This is a genomic window from Heyndrickxia oleronia (assembly GCF_017809215.1).
Classification (GTDB): Bacteria; Bacillota; Bacilli; order Bacillales; family Bacillaceae_C; genus Heyndrickxia; species Heyndrickxia oleronia.
Genome location: NZ_CP065424.1, coordinates 3826101 through 3846334 on the forward strand (window position 1 = coordinate 3826101; position 20234 = coordinate 3846334).

A 20234-nucleotide genomic window follows, 5' to 3' on the forward strand; every position below is an offset into this window, starting at 1 on the left:
TTTACTTATAGAGAAAAATAGCTTTCACTAATTTCAATGATGATATTGGATGATTTAATACAAAAAATGCTAGACTCTTCCTACTCGACTAATGCCTTCTTTAATATTCTCCTTTGATCACAAAAAACGAGCCTCGAATTGTTCCAGCTAATTTAGACTTCTGCCTAGCAAACTTAAATTTCCCTTCTAACTCCTTTGGTACCTCCATCCCCTCAGAAAGCTTAAAACCAACGGCCCGCTTCTTAGGATCATTTACCGTGTACATGACATTTAGGACAAGACCATCCTCATAAATGACGTAGGTAAATTGGATATTTTCTACTTGAAAACGCGATGTTTCTAATGGTTTAGCCGCAAACTCAATATCACGTTCTTCTTTCAAAATTCGGTTCACATAATCAAGGGTCTCCTGGCTTTCACTACCTGGTATAACCGTAAATTCATGCTTATATTTGTTCATAAAGTAACGGGCTTCATTCGCACGTAAACCAGCAAGCGTTTCTGCAATAGGTGAAGACTCTAAACCAACGGTAGACACATTTTTAAAATCAACAGTATAAGACATTTCCATCTCTCCTTTTATCTTTTATTTCCTAACAACAGGAATCCACATTTCTCCAATAACTAAGCCGTTTTGCTGCCCCATCTCAACCGTTGCATTTGGTCCACCAACATAGGCAAAGTTCTTTGCTTCCGGCAAGACCTGACCAAAGGCAATCCCAACAAGCATATTATTCAATTCTTCAGCTGTCCTTCCCTCCCCTTTTACAACTAGGTATTCCCCCTTAGGAAATTGGATCACTCTTGAAGCTTCTGGAACCGAATCCTCTGTCATGACGCCAGCATAATACATCATCTTATTGTTCACTGCTTCGTTCACCGCAAAAATGTAATCATTGGTGGCTACTGCTTTTAAAGTGTCAAGCGTTCCATCTTGACTGACAGTCTGCCAAAAGTCTGATTTTTCCTTGTTAATACCAGCAAAGTCTGTATAATCGCTCTTAAGCTCTGTTCCAAAACCCGTAACGGTAAAGCTTTCTTTTTCTTCTAGCGTATAATTTGTCATCTTCAAAACCATCCTCTTTTTTTAATTTTTCAAATGACTTTTCTCCATCACTTGATGGTTATAGAATAACTTCTAATCATGTCAAAAAATGATACTGTTTAGAGGAACGGTAAAAAAAAATTGAAATGGATGATTTCATAGTGAGGTATAGAATAAGCTAAATCTTCTGTAGGTTGCCATTTTTGTAGTGTTCAGAACTTATTTTCAGAGTGTTGAAGAGTATTTTGAAAAGAAAATTCCTCACTCTTATTAGAAAAAGTGAGGATAGGAATTTTTAAATTCTTTTATTCCATTTCTTATTGGGCTACTGCCCCGTTCGATTATATGGTTAGCCAGATATTTTTGGTTTGATCATATCATACGAGCGATTCTTTTTAATGGAATTAAGGGGGTTTACCCAAGGTGAAAACATTAAAGTTGTACCCGATATATTATTTTAGCTTTGATAGAACTTTACATGTAAAGCAAAAGCTTAAATCTGTCATACACGCAAAAAAACGTCTTCTTATTAAAGAAAAGCGCCTGATTGCTGAAAAGTGTTATTAAATTATTCATTCTTTTTCAGTTCGTCTATTTTTTTGGAGAGTTCATCAATCTTTTGAAGAAGTAATTCATCATTGTGGTTCTTCCTTCTCATGAATTGTAATACGTTAATTAAAAAATAGGCTATAAAACCAAAAATCAAAAGATATATAAGCAAAATCATTATTGGTGCAAATGTAATCAATTATTTCCCCCCTATAACCATTCTATATAAATATATTTCAATACTTATTCCTTATCTCCTTCTTCAATCAAACTTGCACCGTTATGGATTTGATAATCATCAAAAATCAAAGAGTATTTTTCTATTAGAGGAATAAATTTTTTATCATAAGTAATTTGATTTTTAAATATTTGGTAGATCTTTTTACCATCTTCAATCTTTTTTAATTCAATGTAGAGATCTAAAACTAATTCGAAATTTTTATTAAAAATAAAATTTTTTTCGTAATTCAAAAATGCTTTATTAAAATGTTCTATTGCTTGATGCGGCATTCGCAAATGTATATATCTTATTCCTAACATATACTCTATATCCCTAGTATGTTTTCTATATCTCCTACTGGATAAAGCTTTGGATAATAATTTAACTTCCGCATTATTTAGTTTAAACAATCCAAGTGTAGAAGTTATATATTGTAATCCTAATAGTTTATCAAATAAATTTACAAGTATATATACAGACAAAATTGAAATCAATATTCCGGTAAAGTCATATAAAAAATCAAGCAAAATTCTCAAATCCTTTTCAAAATTAATAAATTCACTAAATACGTATTAAAGTATTGCGAGATAATACAAAACCAAGTATTAAATATTTTGAATCACTCCATAGATACAAGAAAAAACAAGCAAAAATCCGGCAAGTAAAATTAAAAATTTTGCAAGCCAATAATTTATTATTTTCGGTAGTGGAGTTAGTTTCAGTAAATAATTCATACCGTCATCTGGTTCTTTATAGTTCTTTTTATTAGGCTCTTTTCTCAAACATGGTTGCTATTTAAGAAAAGTTTCAACTAATAACTATCATTTGAAGACCTACATCTTTCATTTTACTGAAAAGAGCTGCAAACTCCATAAGATCGCTGAATCTTTTTTTGGGTGTAAAAGCCGGCAGTTGGGCTTTTACAAATGTAACAAGCTATACGAAAATAGCCTTTTCTTAACATAAAAAATTCCGAACCATAGTAAGACTATACCTACAATAAATACAAATATACCTGAAAAAACTTCTTTCACAATATCCCTTTTTCTCTCTCTAGTTTATTAATTGTTAGTACAGGTCTTTATTAGGAATTTACGTTAAAAATAGAAAAGACTGTAGAGTATTACTCAACAGTCTAGATCTTACCTAGAAAAATTAAGCACTTAAATAGCCTGATACTATTATTATTATCCCTATTATAATTAAAATCCCTTTAAATATATACCAAGGTAATATACCTATTAAAAATAAGCCAATACTGACTATAATATCACCAACAACAGAGCCAGAAGAGCTATTTATCTGTCCAATTTCATTAGGTAATTTATTTTCATGGTATGTTTTACTGTATGTTAAGCCTAAGATGATAAAAAAAGTACCAATAAAATAAGCTATAAAGTTTCCCATTTAAATACATTTCCCTTTCAAAATCCTAATTTCTTGGATAGGCTCTTTTCTTAAACATGGTTGCTATTTATTCTTTTCGAGATTTTTCAAGTATATTATTCACCTTCCCCATTCCTTTAGGTGCTGTACATATTTAAAATAGAAGTATGGTATTTTGTATATTTGCTGATTTAGAACATTTAACCTATTTCATATAAAAACCATGAAGGTTCGTAGTCATTATTGTTAATCTTTTTAAATATAGGTATAATATAAGTATAAATAAAAATAATAAAAAGGCACTGGCTGCAACCAGTACCTTTCGCACAGCATACTGCAAGAAGTGCAGTGGCATCGTGTAAGAATGTAAGAAATAAAAGTAACTCACTATCTCACTTTGCCAGGCGAGGGTGGGTTACTTTTTTTGTGTAACCATGATCACTGCGACGATTAAAGAAGCGAATGCAATCATAAGCTCTAGTGCGTCTTTTATAGTAATCAACAGCAGCACCCCCTTTCATTGGGGATTGCCACTGCCACCCTGCCGTATAGCTGTACAATTATTATACCACGTCATTAATGGTATTTCCTAACAGCCCATATACGAACAATGGTATTTCCACCTCTTCTTTAACAATATCCTCTTATTTAGTTTTTGTCCTGCATAAAGTATTTGTTGTGCCAACCTAAAAAAATCTGAAGATGATATCATCTTCAGATTTTTACTCAAATCGTTAATCTTCCTTTATCACAAAGTTCAGGATACGATTTCTCCTTGGAATATTGTTGCTACTCGCTTCGATCGTCTTGCAATGGTTTCAGCAGAACATGTAGCATCAACGACGACTAGATCAGCATCGTCTCCTACCTTCGGCCAAATTTGTTCACCTTGATCATTAAGCGGTGTTTTTCCACCAGTGATAAAAGAAAGTGTTTGGGCTAAGGATTGTTCATTTACCCATCCTGAGATTTCAGCTAGACGGCTTGCTCGTTCTAAAATATCTCCATTTCCAAATGGGGACCAGACATCGAATATATTATCACATCCGACAGCAACCTCTACCCCTTTCCTATGCAATAATTGAACAGGAGGAAACTTTCTCCCGAGTGGGACACTCGTAATAATCGTGATCCCTGCATCAGCTAAGATGTCAGCCATCGCTTCTGCCTGAGCGGCTGAAATATCCCCAAGTCCAAATGCATGACTTATCGATACTTTCCCTTGTAATCCAGCCTCTTTCGTTAATTGGGCCAATCTTTTCATCGTAAAGATACCTAAATGATCCGCATCGTGCAAATGCAAGTCGATTCCCGCATTGCCTTCAACAGCGATCTCCACCATTTCTTGTAAAGAGGCTTCAATATCACCATCAACCGTCGCGGGATCTACACCACCGACTAAGCTTGCTCCTTGTCGAACCGCTTCACGAACTAAGTCTTTTGCCTTTGTTCGCAGCAGACCATGCTGTGGAAATGCAACAATTTCATAGCTGAGCTTGCCTTCAAACGATTGCAAGGCTTTCTGAACCTCTTCTAAATTTTTCAACCCCACCTCAGGATAAATATCTACATGTGTGCGCACATGCGTTACTCCAGACTGCTGGTAGATATTCAATAAGGATTCTGCACGTTCTTGAGTAGTCGTTTCCAAGTTTGGAAGTGTAGTTTTTTCAATTTCTAATCGTTCAAAAATATTTTTTACTGGTGTGACTGCTCGCCAACGATCACTAAGCAATGTTTTATCTAGGTGGCAATGCTTTTCGATAAATGAAGGCAATACCAATTGCTTCTTCACATCTTTTTTCGGCAAATTGTCTGTTATCGCTTCCGTAGAAGGAAGGATTTTTGCAATTTTCCCTTCTTTAATTAATAGATGGTTACATTCTGTTTTTGTCCCTGTTATGACACCTTGGTCAACATTGTACCCGCTTTCTAATCGGACATTGGTTAGCCAAAAAGTCGAACTCATTCATCATCATTCCTTTCTATTTCAAAGTTGAAAGTTTACCAGCAACGAGATTACCTTTATTTAAAACAGCGATTCTCTTCGCTCTCCTAGCAACTGCCTCAGCTGAACAGCTTGCATCAACGAACACAAGATCAGCTTCATCACCAATATTTGGCCAAATGCGTTCCCCACTTTTATTCAAAGGAGTTTTGCCCCCTGTAATATAGGTAAGAGTTTGTCCAAGTGACCGTTCGTCACTTAAACCAAAACGCTGAGCTAAGGTTCCAGCCTTTTCTAAACTATCTCCTTTTCCAAAAGGGGACCAATGATCGGTAATACTATCATCACCAAGAGAAATATCTACACCCTTTTCATGCAAAAGCGGGATTGGAATCGTTCTACCAATTGGAACAGACGATGTAATTGAAATTCCTTGTTGTGCGAGAATTTCCGCCATTTCAGCTGCTTCTTTTGTAGAAATATCGGCGATTGCTAATGCATGACTAATGGTCACTCTTCCTTGCCAGCCTGCTTCCTCCGTAAAAGCGGCCAATCGTTTAAACGTAAAAATACCGAGATGTCCCGGATCATGGATATGAAGATCAATATTGGCATTTGCCTCTACAGCAAGATCCATTACCGTATGTAATGATTTTTCAATATTCTCATCAATCGATGCAGGATCTACCCCACCAACTAAGGAGGCCCCGTTCCGCAATGCTTCTCTTACTAGCGATACAGACTTGCTTCGCAATAATCCATGCTGTGGAAAAGCTACAATTTCAACATCAGCCTTACCTTTAAACGTTTCTATCGCTTGTAAGGTTGCTTCTAAATTTTTCAACCCAATGACAGGATCAATATTACAATGAGTACGGACATAGGTTGATCCAGAATGTAAAAGTAAATCGAGTAGCTTTTCTGCCCTTTCCTTTGCAACAGGCAATAAACGAGGAAGTAATTCCCGCTCTTCCTCCAGTCTAGTTATAATCCCCTTTGTTGGAATACTTGGCGCTTTCCAGGGACCACCATAGTATGTCTTATCAATATGGATATGCATGTCCCTAAAAGATGGAAGCATTAAATAATGATTCGCATCATATATTGGTAAATTAGTTACCAATGGTTTTTCGGCTAAAATCATTTCTTTTATTTTTCCGTCTTCAACTTTTATATGGAAATCTGCTGTTTCTGTTCCTGTCACTGTACCATTATCAAAAAAGTAACCTGTTTCTAATTTCACATTTGCTAACCAAAACTCTACAGCTGCCATTCTCTTTCCCCCTTCGCTATTCGGTCCAATCACAATGACCAATTATTTATTATTTAGTTCGCTCCACCGTTGATACACTTTAATACTCTCATCATCTTTTTGTTGAATCATTGGTAATCTGCGTTCTTCGATTGGTTTGGCGTACTCATCATAGAAGGTTTCTAATTCAAAGTATTTACGATCATCCTTATAATAAGGAGCATAATCCTCACGTGTTGTTATATAGATGACTTGTTTAGGACTACAGTAGTAGAGAGAGCCTAAGCACATCGGACATGGGCTTGCTAGAATATAGATATCACAATCAACTAGATGCTCAGTTTCTAATTTCCTACATGCTTCTCTAATCGCTAGTATTTCAGCGTGTGCCGTCGGATCATGTGTTTGCGCAACTAAGTTTGGACTTTCTGCAATAATTTCCCCATCTCGTACGATGACTGTGGCGAATGGTCTCCCACCCTCTTCTACATTTTTACGTGCTAAATCAATTGTATGTTTAACAAAATCCATTTTTATCACCTCAAAATTAGCTTTCTGTTTTTATCTAGTTGAATATTTTTCTATAAATTAAGAATATTTCACTTACTATACTTCCACGTCCTGCAATAACTTTGCTATTTTATGAAACCCTCTATTTTGAGCATGTTCCAAAGCTGTTATTCCCTCGCGATCACCAATCGTCACATCTGCCCCATGTTCAGCTAATAGCTTTACAATTTCTTGATGTTTTTCGCCGCCATCCCCTAAAATGACTGCTTCCAATAGTGCTGTCCAATGCAAATTGTTGATATGGTTAACATCAATATCCGAGTGAGTCAGTAGCTCCTCCACCACATCAACATGCCCCCGTTCAGAAGCAGGGATAAGAGCCGTCCCTCCATATCGATTCGTCAGTTTTGTATCCGCTCCAGCCTCTAATGCTAGCTTTACAATGTCAAGCATGCCTTCTGCCCCAGCATAAAGAAGCACATTATTTAACTGATTGTCACGAATATTGATATCCGCCTTCTTTTGAATCAGTGCCTTAACCGTTTCAATGTGATTGTTATAAGTTGCTGCAACTACAGCTGTACGCCCACGCTCATCGGTTGCATTAATATCTGCACCGTCCTCTAGCAATCTAAGAACTTTTTCAGTTTCCCCCTTCTCAGCTGAAGCAATGAGTTGCTGATTCAATGAGATCTCCTCCTTTTTCAACACTGTTTTTTTCGGTTGACTTTGTGGGGAATCGGGTATCGAATGACAGGCTGCAAGTAAAACTACCATTAAAAGAACCAAGAATCGATATTTTCTCATTATCCTTTTTCCTCCTATACAAATATGCTAACATGGGAATAACTATATTAAAAATATAAAAAAAATTAATTTTACTTAAGTTTTTCATATAATAGAAGGAGTGTATGAAGTGGATATCAGACAGCTGCGTTATTTTATAGCGATTGTAGAGGAAAGGAAAATTTCAGCTGCTGCAGTAAGACTACATATTTCCCAACCTCCTTTAAGTCAACATTTAAAAGCTATGGAGGAAGAGCTCGGATCTAAATTAGTGGAACGCAGCGGAAAATATTTAGAAGTCACTGAGGCTGGCAAAGCCTTATATAAGTATGCCTTACAGGTCACACAATTAATGGAAGAGGCAAAAATGGAAGTAAAAGAAGTGGGAAATGGAGTAAACGGAAGACTAACATTAGGGATAAACACCTTTTCCTATGTTGGTTTATCTACTATTCTGCAAGATTTCCAACAACTATATCCAAAGGTTACCTATAAAATTCAACAGAATGAATCCTCTCATCTTTGTAAATTAGTAAGGGATCGGTCAGTCGAATTGGCAATCATCCGATTACCGCTTGAGTTAGATGACTTCACCGTTTTTCATCTTGATACAGAGCCCTTTTACTTGATTACATCAACAAAACAGAAGACATTCAAGCATGAAGTGACACTTGAAGAAGTGGTAAATTTCCCACTCATTTTACCTAGTACAGAAGGATTGGGTGTACATTATTTGATTTTGGAGGCCTTTTCAAAGAATCAGCTTCATCCGCAAATTGTCTCCGAATGCTCAGACATCTCGCTTTTATTAGACCAAGTCGCTGCTGATTTCGGTGCATCCATTGTTCCTGAAACCGTCATTAAGCTAAATAAAAACAACCATATCCAAGCGACTAAAATTGTAGACGACAATTTCAATACCTCCACCGGCCTCATCTGGTTGAAAAATCATTATCTTTCAAGTGCCGCTGAAAACTTTATTCATTTGCTGACTGAACGTAAAAAGTGACTGACTTCTCACGGGGGGATGAGTGGTGTAACTATATTAGAGCTATGATTAGCGGGATTGTGTTTAGGTTGTGTTCTCGGTAATCATTGCGGGGTTTTGGTTACCCGGCTCGCGGCGTGGAGCCTTTCTCGGTAACCTTTACACGACTTTGGTTACCCGGATCACGACTTGGAACCTCTTTCGGTTACCTTTACTGGGTTTTGGTTTCCCGGATCATGATTTGGTGCTTCTCTCGGTAACTATTACACGGTTTTGGTTACCTGGATCGCGGCATGGAGTCTCTTTCGGTAACCTTTACTGGGTTTTGGTTACCTGGATCATGACTTGGGGCCTTTCTCGGTTACCTTTACTAGGTTTTAGTTACCTGGATCGCGGCGTGGAGTCTCTTTCGGTAACCTTTACTAGGCTTTGGTTACCCAGATTATGACTTGGGGCCTCTCTCGGTTACCTTTACACGGCTTTGGTTACCCGGATCGTGAATTGGGGCCTCTCTCGGTAACTATTACACGGTTTTGGTTACCTGGATCGCGGCATGGAGTCTCTTTCGGTAACCTTTACTGGGTTTTGGTTACCTGGATCGCGGCGTGGAGTCTCTTTCGGTTACCTTTACTAGGCTTTGGTTACCCTACTCTCGTCGGGGCTTCCTCTTCGGTAACCTTTATAGGGTTTTGGTTACCTGAATCCCGACTTGGGGCCTTTCTCGGTTACCTTTACTGGGCTTTGGTTACCTGGATCGCGGCGTGGAGTCTCTTTCGGTTACCTTTACTGGGCTTTGGTTACCCAGATTATGACTTGGGGCCTCTTTCGGTTACCTTTACTAGGCCTTGGTTACCCTACTCTCGTCGGGGCTTCCTCTTCGGTAACCTTTATAGGGTTTTGGTTACCTGAATCGCGACTTGGGGCCTTTCTCGGTTACCTTTACTGGGCTTGGTTACCCAGATTATGACTTGGGGCCTCTCTCGGTTACCTTTACACGGCTTTGGTTATCCGAATCACGATTTGGGCCTCTCTCGGTTACCTTTACTGGGCTTTGGTTTCCCGGATCATGACTTGGGGCTTCTCTCGGTAACTATTACACGACTTTAGTTACCCGGATTACGAATTAGGGCCTCTCTTGGTAACCATTTTTCGGCTTTGATTACCCCGATTTCGTTCTCAAGGGCATTCTGTGACAAATTATTAAGGAAAAGAGCTGTCATGGTGACAGCTCTTAATTTTTGAAATTCTATTTATTTACCACCAACATGGACGAATGACTGACGATGTCATCCAACATTGTTTCAGCTTTCTTTAAGGTTGCCAATGTTTGCTGTAAATCAATCATTCCATTCTTATCGGTTGTTCTGTATTCATCTAAAATAGCAACCGTCATGAATTCTCCATTACCGAAGCGTTCTGGTTTAATAAAAGAAAGCACCAATTTATTGCAATGCTCTAAAATGATTTTAGACCAGAAGGATCTTAGTTCTGAGCGCTTACTTTTATCTTTGACTTGAATTTTGCAGCATAGTTTTTCATTTTCAAGCTGTAAATAAACTCTGCATGAATCAGCATTCTTCCAATGCCACCAAAATCCATTAAAGCCACCCCGTGGATTTGCAACGTAATCCCAATGACCATGAATCCCTTCTTCTTGTAATTTGGAGTAAAAGCCATGCCATGATAAAAATCCCCATGTAGCTAGCGGTTGTTTTTGATAACTTTCATGCTGAGCATCAATATTTTTAAGGTGCTCATAATAATCGACCAATATCGGATTACTCGTCCCACCTTGAATCCCGGTTTCCAATATAGTTAGCATTTCTTTTCTTCCGAATAATTCGAATCCCGCTTTTTTTACCATTTCATAATTTCCTTGGTTTCCTATTTTATAATAAATAGGTAGCTGTTTATCTTTTCCTTCATCATATAATGTCTTTCGATAACGATTTAGTTGATCGGAATGTTCTTTTGTATATGTTTTATCTTCTATTAAAATATAAATTTCATGATTAATTACAGCTAACACATCAATCTTAGATTGCTGTCTAATGATTTCGATACGACCAATTTCCACCATCTGCATCCCATGCTTTGTAAAAATTTCAGTAATAAATTGTAACGCAGTCAAATGCAAATTTTCATCCATAGCTTTATACTGTGGATTAGCCCATTCCAACAGCCAGCACAAAAATGCATCCTGTGAAAGCTCGCTCGTTGCATAGTTAAATAAATTTGGTCTGTTCAATTTGTTCACTTCTCTCGAATTTTCTCTATTTACAAAATATTCCTTGTTAATCATAACAAATGAGAAATAATTTAAAAAGCTCTTCATAGAGAAAAAACCTGAATACTAGTAGCACTATTCAGGTTTAAGAGTTAATTATATTTCTTTTTCCTTAAGAATCTCTTCAATTACTTCAACGAGAATATCCACTGTTCTATATTCCTCCTGCAATGTGTTTTCCACCCCTCCTATTTCTAGTAATACGGAGTTTCCAAAGAGGTCCTGGTTATACGTATCCCGGCTTGTTGGATTGTCTTTTACAATTACTCCTCTTGATAAACCAGGAAATTTTCCCTTAATTTTTTCATCGAGAAGTTCAGCAAACTTTAAGTTCTCCTCATAATTAGCACTTGAGCGGGATACAACGAACACTGTTCTTGAATAATCTTTTCCGTTTATTTCAATCGTCGTTTCGTTTCGTTTTCGTGAATCTCTGTGTATATCAAAAACCATTTTCAAGCTTTTATTTTTTTCCAAGGTAGATTTTAATGGCTCTCTTGAGATGGTGTACGCGTCATTAAAGGATAAGCCTTTTTCTTTGAGAATTCCCATAATATTTGTTTTATCATGGATCGTTGGAATCCCCTTCTTTATTAAGGACTGGCTTAATTTTTCACCTACTAATGTGATATTATCCGTTTCGTGTAATGCTTCTGCCGGATCATTCATATTCGATTTAGTGAAAAAGGATTCAAAATTATGTGTTTGATAGATATAAATTATAGGGTCTTTTTTCATAGCTATAGAGGAGAATATTCCCTCTTGCTCGGTATCTTTACCTCCATAAATAAAGAAACATGTAAGAGCAATGGCACATATCGCAATACTACTTGAAACATATGAAAATAGTTTTATCCTGCGTTTATTATTTAGCTTTCTTGCGCTTTGTCTGAGTTTTTTGGAAGTAGCTGAAACAAATTCCTCTCTAGGATTAAGTGGATACGTTTCTTTTATTAGTTCGAATAAATCTTTATCAGTTTGCATTGCCCATAACCTCCTCTGCATCCATGTTTAATTTTTCCTCATTTCCTTCAATGCACGGTGGTAATCGACTTTTACCTTCGACTCACTACATTGCAGAATTTCAGCTGTCTCTTTTATTGAACATTCGTTTATTCCTCTTAGTATGACTATTGCTCGATAGGTTGGTTTTAATTTTGATATGGCTGTGTGAACAAGCTGTTTCGTTTCATTTTGTTCAATTACTTGATTGGGGTCCTTTTCGGTTGAGGCGATTTGTTTAAAAAATCCATCGGTAAAGAGAGAAGAAAATCTTTTTTTTCGATAATGGTCAATCGCAACATACTTGGCAATTGAAAATATCCATGTTTTTAAGTTGGTAATTCGGGCCTTGTTCGATAAATTGTTAAGGACACGAATAAACACTTCCTGTGTTACATCCTCTGCATCATTCTGGTTTCCTGAAAAACAGATAAGAAATCGATACACATCCAAATAATGGAGATTATAGATCTTTTCAATCTGTTCCTCTACATTTTCATGTTCAAACAAATCGTTCCCCCCTCAATTTCTGTGTTTTCATCTATTAATCGTTTGAGATAATGGAAAAGTTACAAGATATTTTTAAAAGTTTTATCAAACTAGTTCTTCTTTGTAGACGACTGAATTACCTTTATGAATTTTAACAAAGTGAGAGGATTTTAAGTGGGAACCCATGGTAAGATTGGTAGACAAAGATAGTAAGTGAGGTGACTGAAATTTGATCATGAATACTATATTTATTATTGCTATTATTGTGGCTGTTTTTGCTTCCATTGCAGCCTGGTTAAATACTCAAATTATTGTCAGAGAATTAGCTGAAATAAAGGAGAAATTAGGGATAAAGGAACATAAAAAGAGTTCATTTCTTGACCGTGACCTTGATAATGATTGAATAGTACCCAATCAATGTTAATATATTTTACATATTTAAAAACAATGGACGCTTTCCTATGGTGAAAAAGCGTCCATTTATACTTAAAATCCTAAAAGTTCTTATGTAGTAAAAAATCAAAATGTTCATTTTTCTATTGCCAGTAAAGGAAATATTTCATAAAATCGTAATAAATAACTATTAGAATGGAGGGATTTATCATTAAAATCCGTAAAGAACCGACTGAATTAAAGATGTTAAAACTGTTAAACTCGAGAACTTCTTTGTCAGCAAAGGACAAGAATAATTATCATTATCTTGAAAAAGGGTTTGATGGAGAGAAAAAATTTGATGCGGTGATAGGGAATTCTTCTGATTGCCTCCTCATCATTCCAGATTTACTTTTTGAATATCAAAATACTACTTTTCAAATCGACTCACTAGTCATAGCAAAAGAGGAAATTTATTTATTTGAAATAAAAAACAATGAGAGAGATCATTATTTTAAAGACGATAATTGGTACTTACTATCGGGTAAGGAAATTAAAAATCCACTTCTCCAATTAAAAAGAAGTGAATCTCTGCTTCGGCGACTTTTGCAATCTCTCGGTTTTCAACTTCCAATCAAAGCATATCTCGTTTTTGTTAATCCCCATTTCTTTCTATATCAAGCTCCTATGAAAGCACCTATTATTTTCCACCCACAGCTTAAACATTTTATTGATGATCTTAAGGCAACATCATTGAAAATAACAGATGGACATGTAAACATTGCAAAAAAGCTCCTATCCCATCATATAGAAGAAACTACCTTTCATTATATTCCCGAATACACATTTGAACAGTTGAAAAAGGGCATAACTTGCGTTAAGTGCGCGTCTTTAATGAAAGCACTAAGCCTTCAATCGTTAGCTTGTGAAAAATGTGGAATAAAAGAGGACACTGAAACGGCAATCTTACGTAGCATTGACGAATTCCAATTGCTTTTTCCCGATCGTAAAATTACCACTACTGGCATTCACGAATGGTGTGAAATCATCCACTCCAAAAAAATGATTCGCAGGATCCTTTTTGAAAACTATACTCTCCAAGGTTACGGTAGGTCCGCCCATTATGTTAGAAAAAACAAAAACACTCAATAAGAGTTTTGTTACCCTTTTTGTTTTTTTAGAGGGAACTATTCAGGAGCAATGATTACCGGGGTGGAGCTGGGGATCCTATTTGGGTAACCTTTCCTGGGCTTTGGTTACCCGGATCTCGGCGCGGAGCCCTTCTCGGTAACTATTCCCCGGCTTTGGTTACCCGAATATCGTCATGGATCTTCTCTCGGTAACCTTTCTAGAGCTTTAGTTACCTGAATCTCGGCGCGGAGCCCTTCTCGGTAACTATTCCTCGGCTTTGGCTACCCGAATATCGTTATGGATCTTCTCTCGGTAACCTTTCTAGAGCTTTAGTTACCTGAATCTCGGCGAGGAGCCGTTCTCGGTAACTATTCCTCGGCTTTGGTTACCCGAATATCGTTATGGATCTTCTCTCGGTAACCTTTCTAGAGCTTTAGTTACCTGAATCTCGGCGAGGAGCCGTTCTCGGTAACTATTCCTCGGCTTTGGTTACCCGGATCTCGTCACAGTGACTACCTCGGTAACCTTTCCGGAGCTTTAGTTACCCAGATCTCGTCACAGAGACTACCTCGGTAACCTTTACGGAGCTTTAGTTACCCAGATCTCGTCACAGTGCCTTCCTCGGTAACCTTTCTAGGGTTTTAGTTACCCGGATCTCGTCACGATTCCTCACTCGGTAACCATTCTAAACCTTTGGTTACCCGAACCTCGTCACGGTTCCTCCCTCGGTAACCTTTCCAACTCTTTAGTTACCCGAATCCCACCGTGGCTCCACCTCCGGTAACTATCCCCTTATATTTCAATAATAATTGGAACAACCATTGGTTTTTTCTTCAATTGGTTGAATATATGTTGCTGAATGGATTTTTTCAGCTCTCTTTTCATTACTTTTCGTTCGTTGCGGTTTTCTGCTTGTAGCTCATTCACCGTTTTGGTAGTAAGTTGATTCACTTTTTTTCGGAGTTCTGAGAAACCACCGTCCATAAATCCACGAGAAATTGTTTCTGGTTCGGAAAGCAGTTTTCCGTCTGCTTTGCTTATCGTTAAAACGACGATGAGCATGCCGTCCTCTGCAAACTGCTTACGGTCTCGCAGTACAAAATCTCCTACATTCCCAACATCTCCACCGTCAACATATGTGTTGCCAACGGGTATTTGGCGGGTTTGGCGCGGTACACCATTTTCAATATCAACAACATCGCCATTATTAATGATAAATGTGTTTCCCTGTTCGACACCAACGGATTCAGCTAATAAACGGTGATGGTGCAGCATTCTAAGTTCACCATGAATCGGGATAAAATATTTTGGTTTCATTAATGTCAGCATTAATTTTAAATCTTCTTGATATCCATGACCGGAAACATGCATACCAGATGTACTTCCTGATCCATAAATCACCCTAGCTCCTATTGCATAAAAATTATCTACAATACTTGTTATCCCTTTTTCATTCCCAGGGATTGGGCCGGCAGCAAGAATCACCGTATCTTTTGGCAACACTTCGACACCGCGAAAATTCCCCGTCGACAAACGGGCAAGTGCAGCCAATGGTTCCCCTTGGCTTCCCGTGCATAAAATAGCGACCTTTTCAGGAGGCAGTTCATTTATTTCATTTTGGTCGATTAACATTCCATCCGGAACGGTTAAGTACCCTCGTTTCATCGCAATATCTACTACATTCACCATACTTCTTCCGAGCAACGCAAGTTTTCGATTGGTTTTATAGGCGGCATTTATAACCTGTTGAACACGACTAACATTGGAAGCAAATGTAGAAATAATAATCTTCCGTTCCGCTTTTATGAAAGCTGCCTCCACATGATCCGATACCATTTGTTCAGATGGAGTTAAGCCGGGACGTTCAGCATTTGTACTCTCGGACAATAAAAGCAATACTCCCTCATTACCGATTTCAGCCATCCTATGAATATCTGAACGCTCATCACTTTTCTCAGGTGTTAAATCAAACTTAAAGTCACCGGTATGTACAATATTCCCCTCTGGTGTGTGAAAGATGATGCCTAAGCAATCAGGAATACTATGAGTCACTTTAAAAAATTCCACACTTATATTTCCGAATTCCAATTTCGAGCTTGCGTTGATTTCTACCAGTTTGCTTTCTCTTAAAATTTTATGTTCTTTTAATTTGAGTTCAATTAATCCTAGCGTGAAGCGTGTTGCATAAACAGGTACATTTAATTTTTTCAGGAAGAACGGAATTCCTCCGATATGATCTTCATGACCATGTGTGACAAGTAAAGCCTTTACCCTATCTTTATTTTCGATTAAGTAAGACAGATCAGGAATAATCAAATCAATTCCTAATAAACTCTCATCGGGAAACTTGTTGCCACAATCGATAATTACAATATCGTCTGCATATTCAATTGCATACATGTTTTTTCCGATTTCATTCAAGCCACCTAAGGCGAAGATAGATAAGATATTCTCATTTGTACTCATCTTAATATCCTCCCACTAAAAAAGATAATCTTAGTATGTCCTTTGTTTTTCCATTTATCAGTGAAACATGGGGACGGTTCTCCCGCTTCCTTTTTCTCATAAGAAAAAGTATGTCCCGTTAGGCGATTAAATTTTACCAAGGGGCATACTTTTTCATTTTTTTATACTATTACGAGGTGGGCTCATAAGATCCATCATTCGGCAATTTTATTGTTTTGATGCTTTCTTTGACTTTTGCCTCACCAATTTCAATGATTCAAAAATCCACAAGTCTTTAATAGTATTTTTTATTAAAAAATGTAATTGTTCTCTATCTCTCTATCGATACTTTTTATATGCAAATTCTGTTGCGGGTATGGAAATTCTATTTTCCTTTCCATAAACAGCTTATTTATTCTAAAGTTTATATTACTTTTTATTGTCCCAAGCTGATTATAATCAGATATCATTATCGATAATTCGAAATTCAGACAGAAATCTCCAAAGCCTACAAAACTCACAGATGGTTCCGGATCCATTAAAACTGCCGGTGACACTAAGCTTTCCTCTCTTGCAATCTCCATGAGCATATCTCTTAATTTTTCTACATCTGTTCCGTATGCAACATTAAACGGTATGGTTAGTCGAATTTGGGGATCACTAAACGAACGATTAACCACCTTTTCTCCTAAAAAGTATGAATTCGGAACAATAATATGTTCATTGGTCCCTGTTTTAATAACTGTCGCCCGCATATTAATTTTTTCAACGTCTCCTATAATGTTATCGATAAGAACGCGATCCCCGACTTTTATAGGTCGTTCAAACAAGATAATAACTCCAGAGATAAAGTTGGAGGTAATGTTTTGAAGTCCAAACCCAATTCCAACACTGATCATGCCTGCAAACACAGTTAATGCACTTAGATTTATCCCTACTGTCGTTAAGCTGACAATAATAGCAATAATCATAATGGAATAATGCACAACTCGGTCAAACGTATATCTCGTACCTTTATCTAAATGGTATCGATTATATATCCCCGGCAATAAAACATTTGTAGAAATTTTTGAAAGTCGACTAGCCAAAGTAATAATTAAAACGGCCACAATAATTAAGAATAGCGTTACATCCACTTTACCGAATTTAAATATCACGGCAAACATCCATTTTGCTTTTGAAAAGTAAAGGAGCAAAAATACCAATGTTCCATAAAAGGTAAACCAATTTACTATACTTCTCAATACAGCATGATGTTTGGGCAGCTTTTTGAGAATCGTAAGAATAATCCATCGCAATAGTAACATTCCAATTACAACTGCTGCAATAATGATTAAGCTCTTATAATTAAAGGAAAAAATCCAATTTTCTAATGTGCGAGTATCCATGTTTTCACCTTCATTATTTTATCTAATTTCACTTTAGTTGATTAAAGTAAAACTCCATGAAGTATATTCTAGCAAATAAATAAAAAAGAAGGATGGGTATAAAGTCCATCTTTTTATCGACATCCTAATGTTTAATAATTCAAAATACCCTTAATGAAACAACACTTTGAAGGACGGCCATGAAAAATCGTTCTATTCCTCTGTTGAAAATTTTGTGAAAATAGCCTTTTAAGGCACGATGAGTTTAATAGGCTACACAGGAAACAGATAATAAAAAGCAGGGAATCCGTTCATCATTTCCCTGCTTTTCTGAAGTAATTTTAATTATGAGTTTCTAATGAAAACCTGTCAGCATTTCATATCATTCCGCCCTACATTAAGGCGTAATTACCGAGGAAGCGGCATTATCATCAGCCTTCACACAATCAATTGCGACAACGAGGGCAATCATGATGGCTTCCTTCTCATCATTCAATATTTGCACTTTGTAGCTATCGCCCCAAGTAAACCATTCCTTGCTCACTTTACCGACCAGTTCACCATGCTGTAAAACCTGGAAATTCATATCCCACCAATTACCAAGTACTTCAATGCCTGTAGAATCAATCGTATAGCGTGCTTTAAGGAAAGAAAACTCCTTCTTAATCGTTAACACCTCTTGACCATTGACCTCAACAAAAAACTTTGGCAAGAAGCTAAACACCTTTTTCGTAATGAGCGCAATTTCATCTTTTGTTGTATTGAAAATGGAGAACGTTTTAGGAACTTTCATAAAACTTCCCTCCACGTAATAAACGTCCTTTTCCTGCTCATCCTTTACTGTAAATTTCCCACTTAAACTGAATACCTTTTGCTTTATATAGAGCTGCTTCATAATATGCCCCCTTTGATATAGCATATTACTATACTATAAGTATATTATTGTTCTACCCTACATATTTACATTTTAAATATAAAATCAATTCATCTATCACTAAGTTCGACTTCGATTGGAACCCGGTGATCGTGGCAGGTCTTACCCTATCAAATATTATTAACAGTTTCCTATTAAAAAAAGTTAAGGAAGCAGAAGAACCGTCCCCACTAAAGCTCTCCAGATTCCAATCGAAATCCTTCGACAACGACTTCTTCATCAACTTCTAATACTAAGCATTTCTTTCCATTGTAAGTGATATACTTAAGATTTTTGAGGTCTTTCGGGTTAATGGTTACGTTGGCAATCTTCGTTTCGATTTTAATCGATTTCGGAATGACGCTGCTTGCTTTGATTTCGTGTTTTTCATCAAATACAACACTTTTGAAGGCATGCTCGACTTTGTCTGAGCTTACATTTTCAACGCCACTAGCCTCTAAAATTCGCTCGATGCCCTTGGAATCCAGTTTAGGAGGTTCACTTTCTTCATTTTCTTCATTTTCTTGACTTTCCTGTACGATCTTATCAATTTCCTCATAGACATTCGAAATGACCTTGGAATCCACTTCGTCTCCTACTACTATCTTTAAAATTTGGTCGAAGCTGTCCTTTTCTTCTACCGCTGTAATGATCTCTTCACATTGGAGGACATCCACGATAAAAATTTCACTCGGTTGATTCGCTTTTCCACCATTATAAAGAATATGATTCACATCAGCTGAATTATCATTAAAGGCAGGAAATAGAAAACCAGCTAATGGAGCTGCTAAATTAATAATCGGATCCACGGCATTATTGGCTTTAAATTCTTTTTCAATATAATCAAAAAGCAACGCTTTTTTCGGCTGATCGGTTTTATTGAGACTGCAAAGGACAAACTGACTGGAATATACCTCGTCATCTCCGCCTTCTTCCGATTCCATATTTCGCTTCCTTGTTGCCTTTTGATACTCACCGCGGATAAACGTTACTACCGTATCAAATTCATACTTTGCATGGGCAAACATTTTCTCTACGATTTGGAGCATTTTTTCGTTCCATTCATCCGTAGATGTAGCATGCAATCCATTGAAAAGAGTCATTTGTGTGCTCTCTTCCTCATCTCGGCGAAATTTCAGTTCAAACAGCTTGGAGTCAAGTCCACCAGTCAAAACCTTCTTAAAGTTGGTTAAAAACAGCTCTTGTTCTTCCTGCTCTAGCATTTCAAACGGCTGGCAAACCTGATGATAAATCTCTCCTGTTTCTTTCTTTACATATACATTAAATATTTCTCGAATATTGATATATCTACTATTTAATTTAAATTGATTTCGGATACTTGCGATGTCTTTTTTATTCATTAATCTCATCTCCCATCCCTGATTATACTGGTCAGACGAGAAAATAGTAATACTTGATATTTTTTCAGTTTTAATAGCAAGCGTGGATCCCCTTGAAAGAGCAGTTTTCAAGGGGCGAATATAGATGATAAAATTTTTCAGTGTTTTTCAAACTTTTCACCACGATAAGGGGCAATTTTGGAA

Annotated in this window: 20 protein-coding genes; 3 read left to right on the top strand and 17 right to left on the bottom strand. The window is 36.9% G+C overall.

Going from position 1 to position 20234, the window contains the following annotated elements; genetic code table 11:
- Nucleotides 1-100: 100 nt before the first annotated feature.
- From I5818_RS19135 to I5818_RS19175, 10 genes are all read right to left on the bottom strand, one after another.
- The gene (locus tag I5818_RS19135; RefSeq protein ID WP_078109765.1) at nt 101-565 is read right to left on the bottom strand and encodes a DUF8821 family protein; all 465 of its coding nucleotides are present in this window, start codon (nt 563-565) and stop codon (nt 101-103) included.
- 21 nt (nt 566-586) lie between these two features.
- Complete coding sequence (locus tag I5818_RS19140) at nt 587-1066, bottom strand: GyrI-like domain-containing protein (protein ID WP_078109766.1); 480 nt, start codon at nt 1064-1066, stop codon at nt 587-589.
- A gap of 547 nt (nt 1067-1613) precedes the next feature.
- Nucleotides 1614-1793, bottom strand: coding sequence for a hypothetical protein (locus I5818_RS19145; protein WP_209391800.1), 180 nt, complete (start codon nt 1791-1793; stop codon nt 1614-1616).
- Between the two features lie 44 nt (nt 1794-1837).
- Nucleotides 1838-2341: a hypothetical protein gene (locus I5818_RS19150; protein WP_209391801.1), complete on the bottom strand. Its 504-nt coding sequence runs from the start codon at nt 2339-2341 to the stop codon at nt 1838-1840.
- Nucleotides 2342-2969: 628 nt separating this feature from the next.
- Entirely contained in the window at nt 2970-3221 is a 252-nt protein-coding gene (locus tag I5818_RS19155; protein ID WP_071976769.1) for a hypothetical protein, read from the bottom strand.
- Nucleotides 3222-3615: 394 nt separating this feature from the next.
- Nucleotides 3616-3672, bottom strand: a complete 57-nt coding sequence (locus tag I5818_RS26385) for a hypothetical protein (protein ID WP_235813276.1) — start codon at nt 3670-3672, stop codon at nt 3616-3618.
- A 285-nt stretch (nt 3673-3957) separates the two neighbouring features.
- Nucleotides 3958-5169: an amidohydrolase gene (locus tag I5818_RS19160; RefSeq protein WP_078110087.1), complete on the bottom strand. Its 1212-nt coding sequence runs from the start codon at nt 5167-5169 to the stop codon at nt 3958-3960.
- 16 nt (nt 5170-5185) lie between these two features.
- The gene (locus tag I5818_RS19165) at nt 5186-6421 is read right to left on the bottom strand and encodes an amidohydrolase family protein (protein ID WP_078110086.1); all 1236 of its coding nucleotides are present in this window, start codon (nt 6419-6421) and stop codon (nt 5186-5188) included.
- A 42-nt stretch (nt 6422-6463) separates the two neighbouring features.
- The gene (locus tag I5818_RS19170; RefSeq protein WP_058003332.1) at nt 6464-6931 is read right to left on the bottom strand and encodes a nucleoside deaminase; all 468 of its coding nucleotides are present in this window, start codon (nt 6929-6931) and stop codon (nt 6464-6466) included.
- Between the two features lie 75 nt (nt 6932-7006).
- A complete protein-coding gene (locus I5818_RS19175) occupies nt 7007-7597 on the bottom strand; it encodes an ankyrin repeat domain-containing protein (protein ID WP_078110088.1) in 591 nt (196 codons plus the stop codon).
- Nucleotides 7598-7826: 229 nt separating this feature from the next.
- On the opposite strand from I5818_RS19175, the gene I5818_RS19180 reads away from it, so the two are divergent.
- Nucleotides 7827-8705: a LysR family transcriptional regulator gene (locus I5818_RS19180; protein WP_078110085.1), complete on the top strand. Its 879-nt coding sequence runs from the start codon at nt 7827-7829 to the stop codon at nt 8703-8705.
- A 1225-nt stretch (nt 8706-9930) separates the two neighbouring features.
- On the opposite strand, the gene I5818_RS19185 is transcribed toward I5818_RS19180, so the two are convergent.
- The 3 genes from I5818_RS19185 to I5818_RS19195 all read right to left on the bottom strand — a co-directional run bounded on the left by I5818_RS19185 (nt 9931) and on the right by I5818_RS19195 (nt 12483).
- On the bottom strand, nt 9931-10932 hold the full coding sequence (locus tag I5818_RS19185) for a PD-(D/E)XK nuclease family protein (protein ID WP_169846903.1): 1002 nt from the start codon (nt 10930-10932) through the stop codon (nt 9931-9933).
- 135 nt (nt 10933-11067) lie between these two features.
- Nucleotides 11068-11955 (bottom strand): stage II sporulation protein P, encoded by an 888-nt coding sequence (spoIIP, locus tag I5818_RS19190; RefSeq protein WP_169846902.1) that lies wholly within the window; start codon nt 11953-11955, stop codon nt 11068-11070.
- A gap of 27 nt (nt 11956-11982) precedes the next feature.
- A complete protein-coding gene (locus I5818_RS19195) occupies nt 11983-12483 on the bottom strand; it encodes an RNA polymerase sigma factor (protein ID WP_078110082.1) in 501 nt (166 codons plus the stop codon).
- A 208-nt stretch (nt 12484-12691) separates the two neighbouring features.
- On the opposite strand from I5818_RS19195, the gene I5818_RS19200 reads away from it, so the two are divergent.
- Both I5818_RS19200 and I5818_RS19205 read left to right on the top strand, forming a co-directional pair.
- The gene (locus tag I5818_RS19200; protein WP_158022225.1) at nt 12692-12865 is read left to right on the top strand and encodes a hypothetical protein; all 174 of its coding nucleotides are present in this window, start codon (nt 12692-12694) and stop codon (nt 12863-12865) included.
- A 263-nt stretch (nt 12866-13128) separates the two neighbouring features.
- Nucleotides 13129-13986: a nuclease-related domain-containing protein gene (locus tag I5818_RS19205; RefSeq protein WP_235849626.1), complete on the top strand. Its 858-nt coding sequence runs from the start codon at nt 13129-13131 to the stop codon at nt 13984-13986.
- Nucleotides 13987-14757: 771 nt separating this feature from the next.
- Here I5818_RS19205 and I5818_RS19210 read toward each other — a convergent pair.
- The 4 genes from I5818_RS19210 to I5818_RS19225 all read right to left on the bottom strand — a co-directional run bounded on the left by I5818_RS19210 (nt 14758) and on the right by I5818_RS19225 (nt 20051).
- Complete coding sequence (locus I5818_RS19210; RefSeq protein WP_078110032.1) at nt 14758-16431, bottom strand: ribonuclease J; 1674 nt, start codon at nt 16429-16431, stop codon at nt 14758-14760.
- Between the two features lie 290 nt (nt 16432-16721).
- Entirely contained in the window at nt 16722-17798 is a 1077-nt protein-coding gene (locus tag I5818_RS19215; RefSeq protein WP_071976780.1) for a mechanosensitive ion channel family protein, read from the bottom strand.
- 376 nt (nt 17799-18174) lie between these two features.
- A complete protein-coding gene (locus I5818_RS19220; RefSeq protein WP_078110031.1) occupies nt 18175-18672 on the bottom strand; it encodes an LURP-one-related/scramblase family protein in 498 nt (165 codons plus the stop codon).
- A 209-nt stretch (nt 18673-18881) separates the two neighbouring features.
- Complete coding sequence (locus I5818_RS19225; RefSeq protein ID WP_058003321.1) at nt 18882-20051, bottom strand: DUF4317 family protein; 1170 nt, start codon at nt 20049-20051, stop codon at nt 18882-18884.
- Nucleotides 20052-20234: the final 183 nt, after the last annotated feature.

Bases quoted from the DNA above. Each gene is read 5' to 3' on its own strand.
- I5818_RS19135 (WP_078109765.1), bottom strand. From the start codon at position 565: ATGTCTTATACTGTTGATTTTAAAAATGTGTCTACCGTTGGTTTAGAG.
- I5818_RS19140 (WP_078109766.1), bottom strand. From the start codon at position 1,066: ATGACAAATTATACGCTAGAAGAAAAAGAAAGCTTTACCGTTACGGGT.
- I5818_RS19155 (WP_071976769.1), bottom strand. From the start codon at position 3,221: ATGGGAAACTTTATAGCTTATTTTATTGGTACTTTTTTTATCATCTTA.
- I5818_RS19160 (WP_078110087.1), bottom strand. From the start codon at position 5,169: ATGAGTTCGACTTTTTGGCTAACCAATGTCCGATTAGAAAGCGGGTAC.
- I5818_RS19165 (WP_078110086.1), bottom strand. From the start codon at position 6,421: ATGGCAGCTGTAGAGTTTTGGTTAGCAAATGTGAAATTAGAAACAGGT.
- I5818_RS19170 (WP_058003332.1), bottom strand. From the start codon at position 6,931: ATGGATTTTGTTAAACATACAATTGATTTAGCACGTAAAAATGTAGAA.
- spoIIP (WP_169846902.1), bottom strand. From the start codon at position 11,955: ATGCAAACTGATAAAGATTTATTCGAACTAATAAAAGAAACGTATCCA.
- I5818_RS19210 (WP_078110032.1), bottom strand. From the start codon at position 16,431: ATGAGTACAAATGAGAATATCTTATCTATCTTCGCCTTAGGTGGCTTG.
- I5818_RS19215 (WP_071976780.1), bottom strand. From the start codon at position 17,798: ATGGATACTCGCACATTAGAAAATTGGATTTTTTCCTTTAATTATAAG.
- I5818_RS19220 (WP_078110031.1), bottom strand. From the start codon at position 18,672: ATGAAGCAGCTCTATATAAAGCAAAAGGTATTCAGTTTAAGTGGGAAA.
- I5818_RS19225 (WP_058003321.1), bottom strand. From the start codon at position 20,051: ATGAATAAAAAAGACATCGCAAGTATCCGAAATCAATTTAAATTAAAT.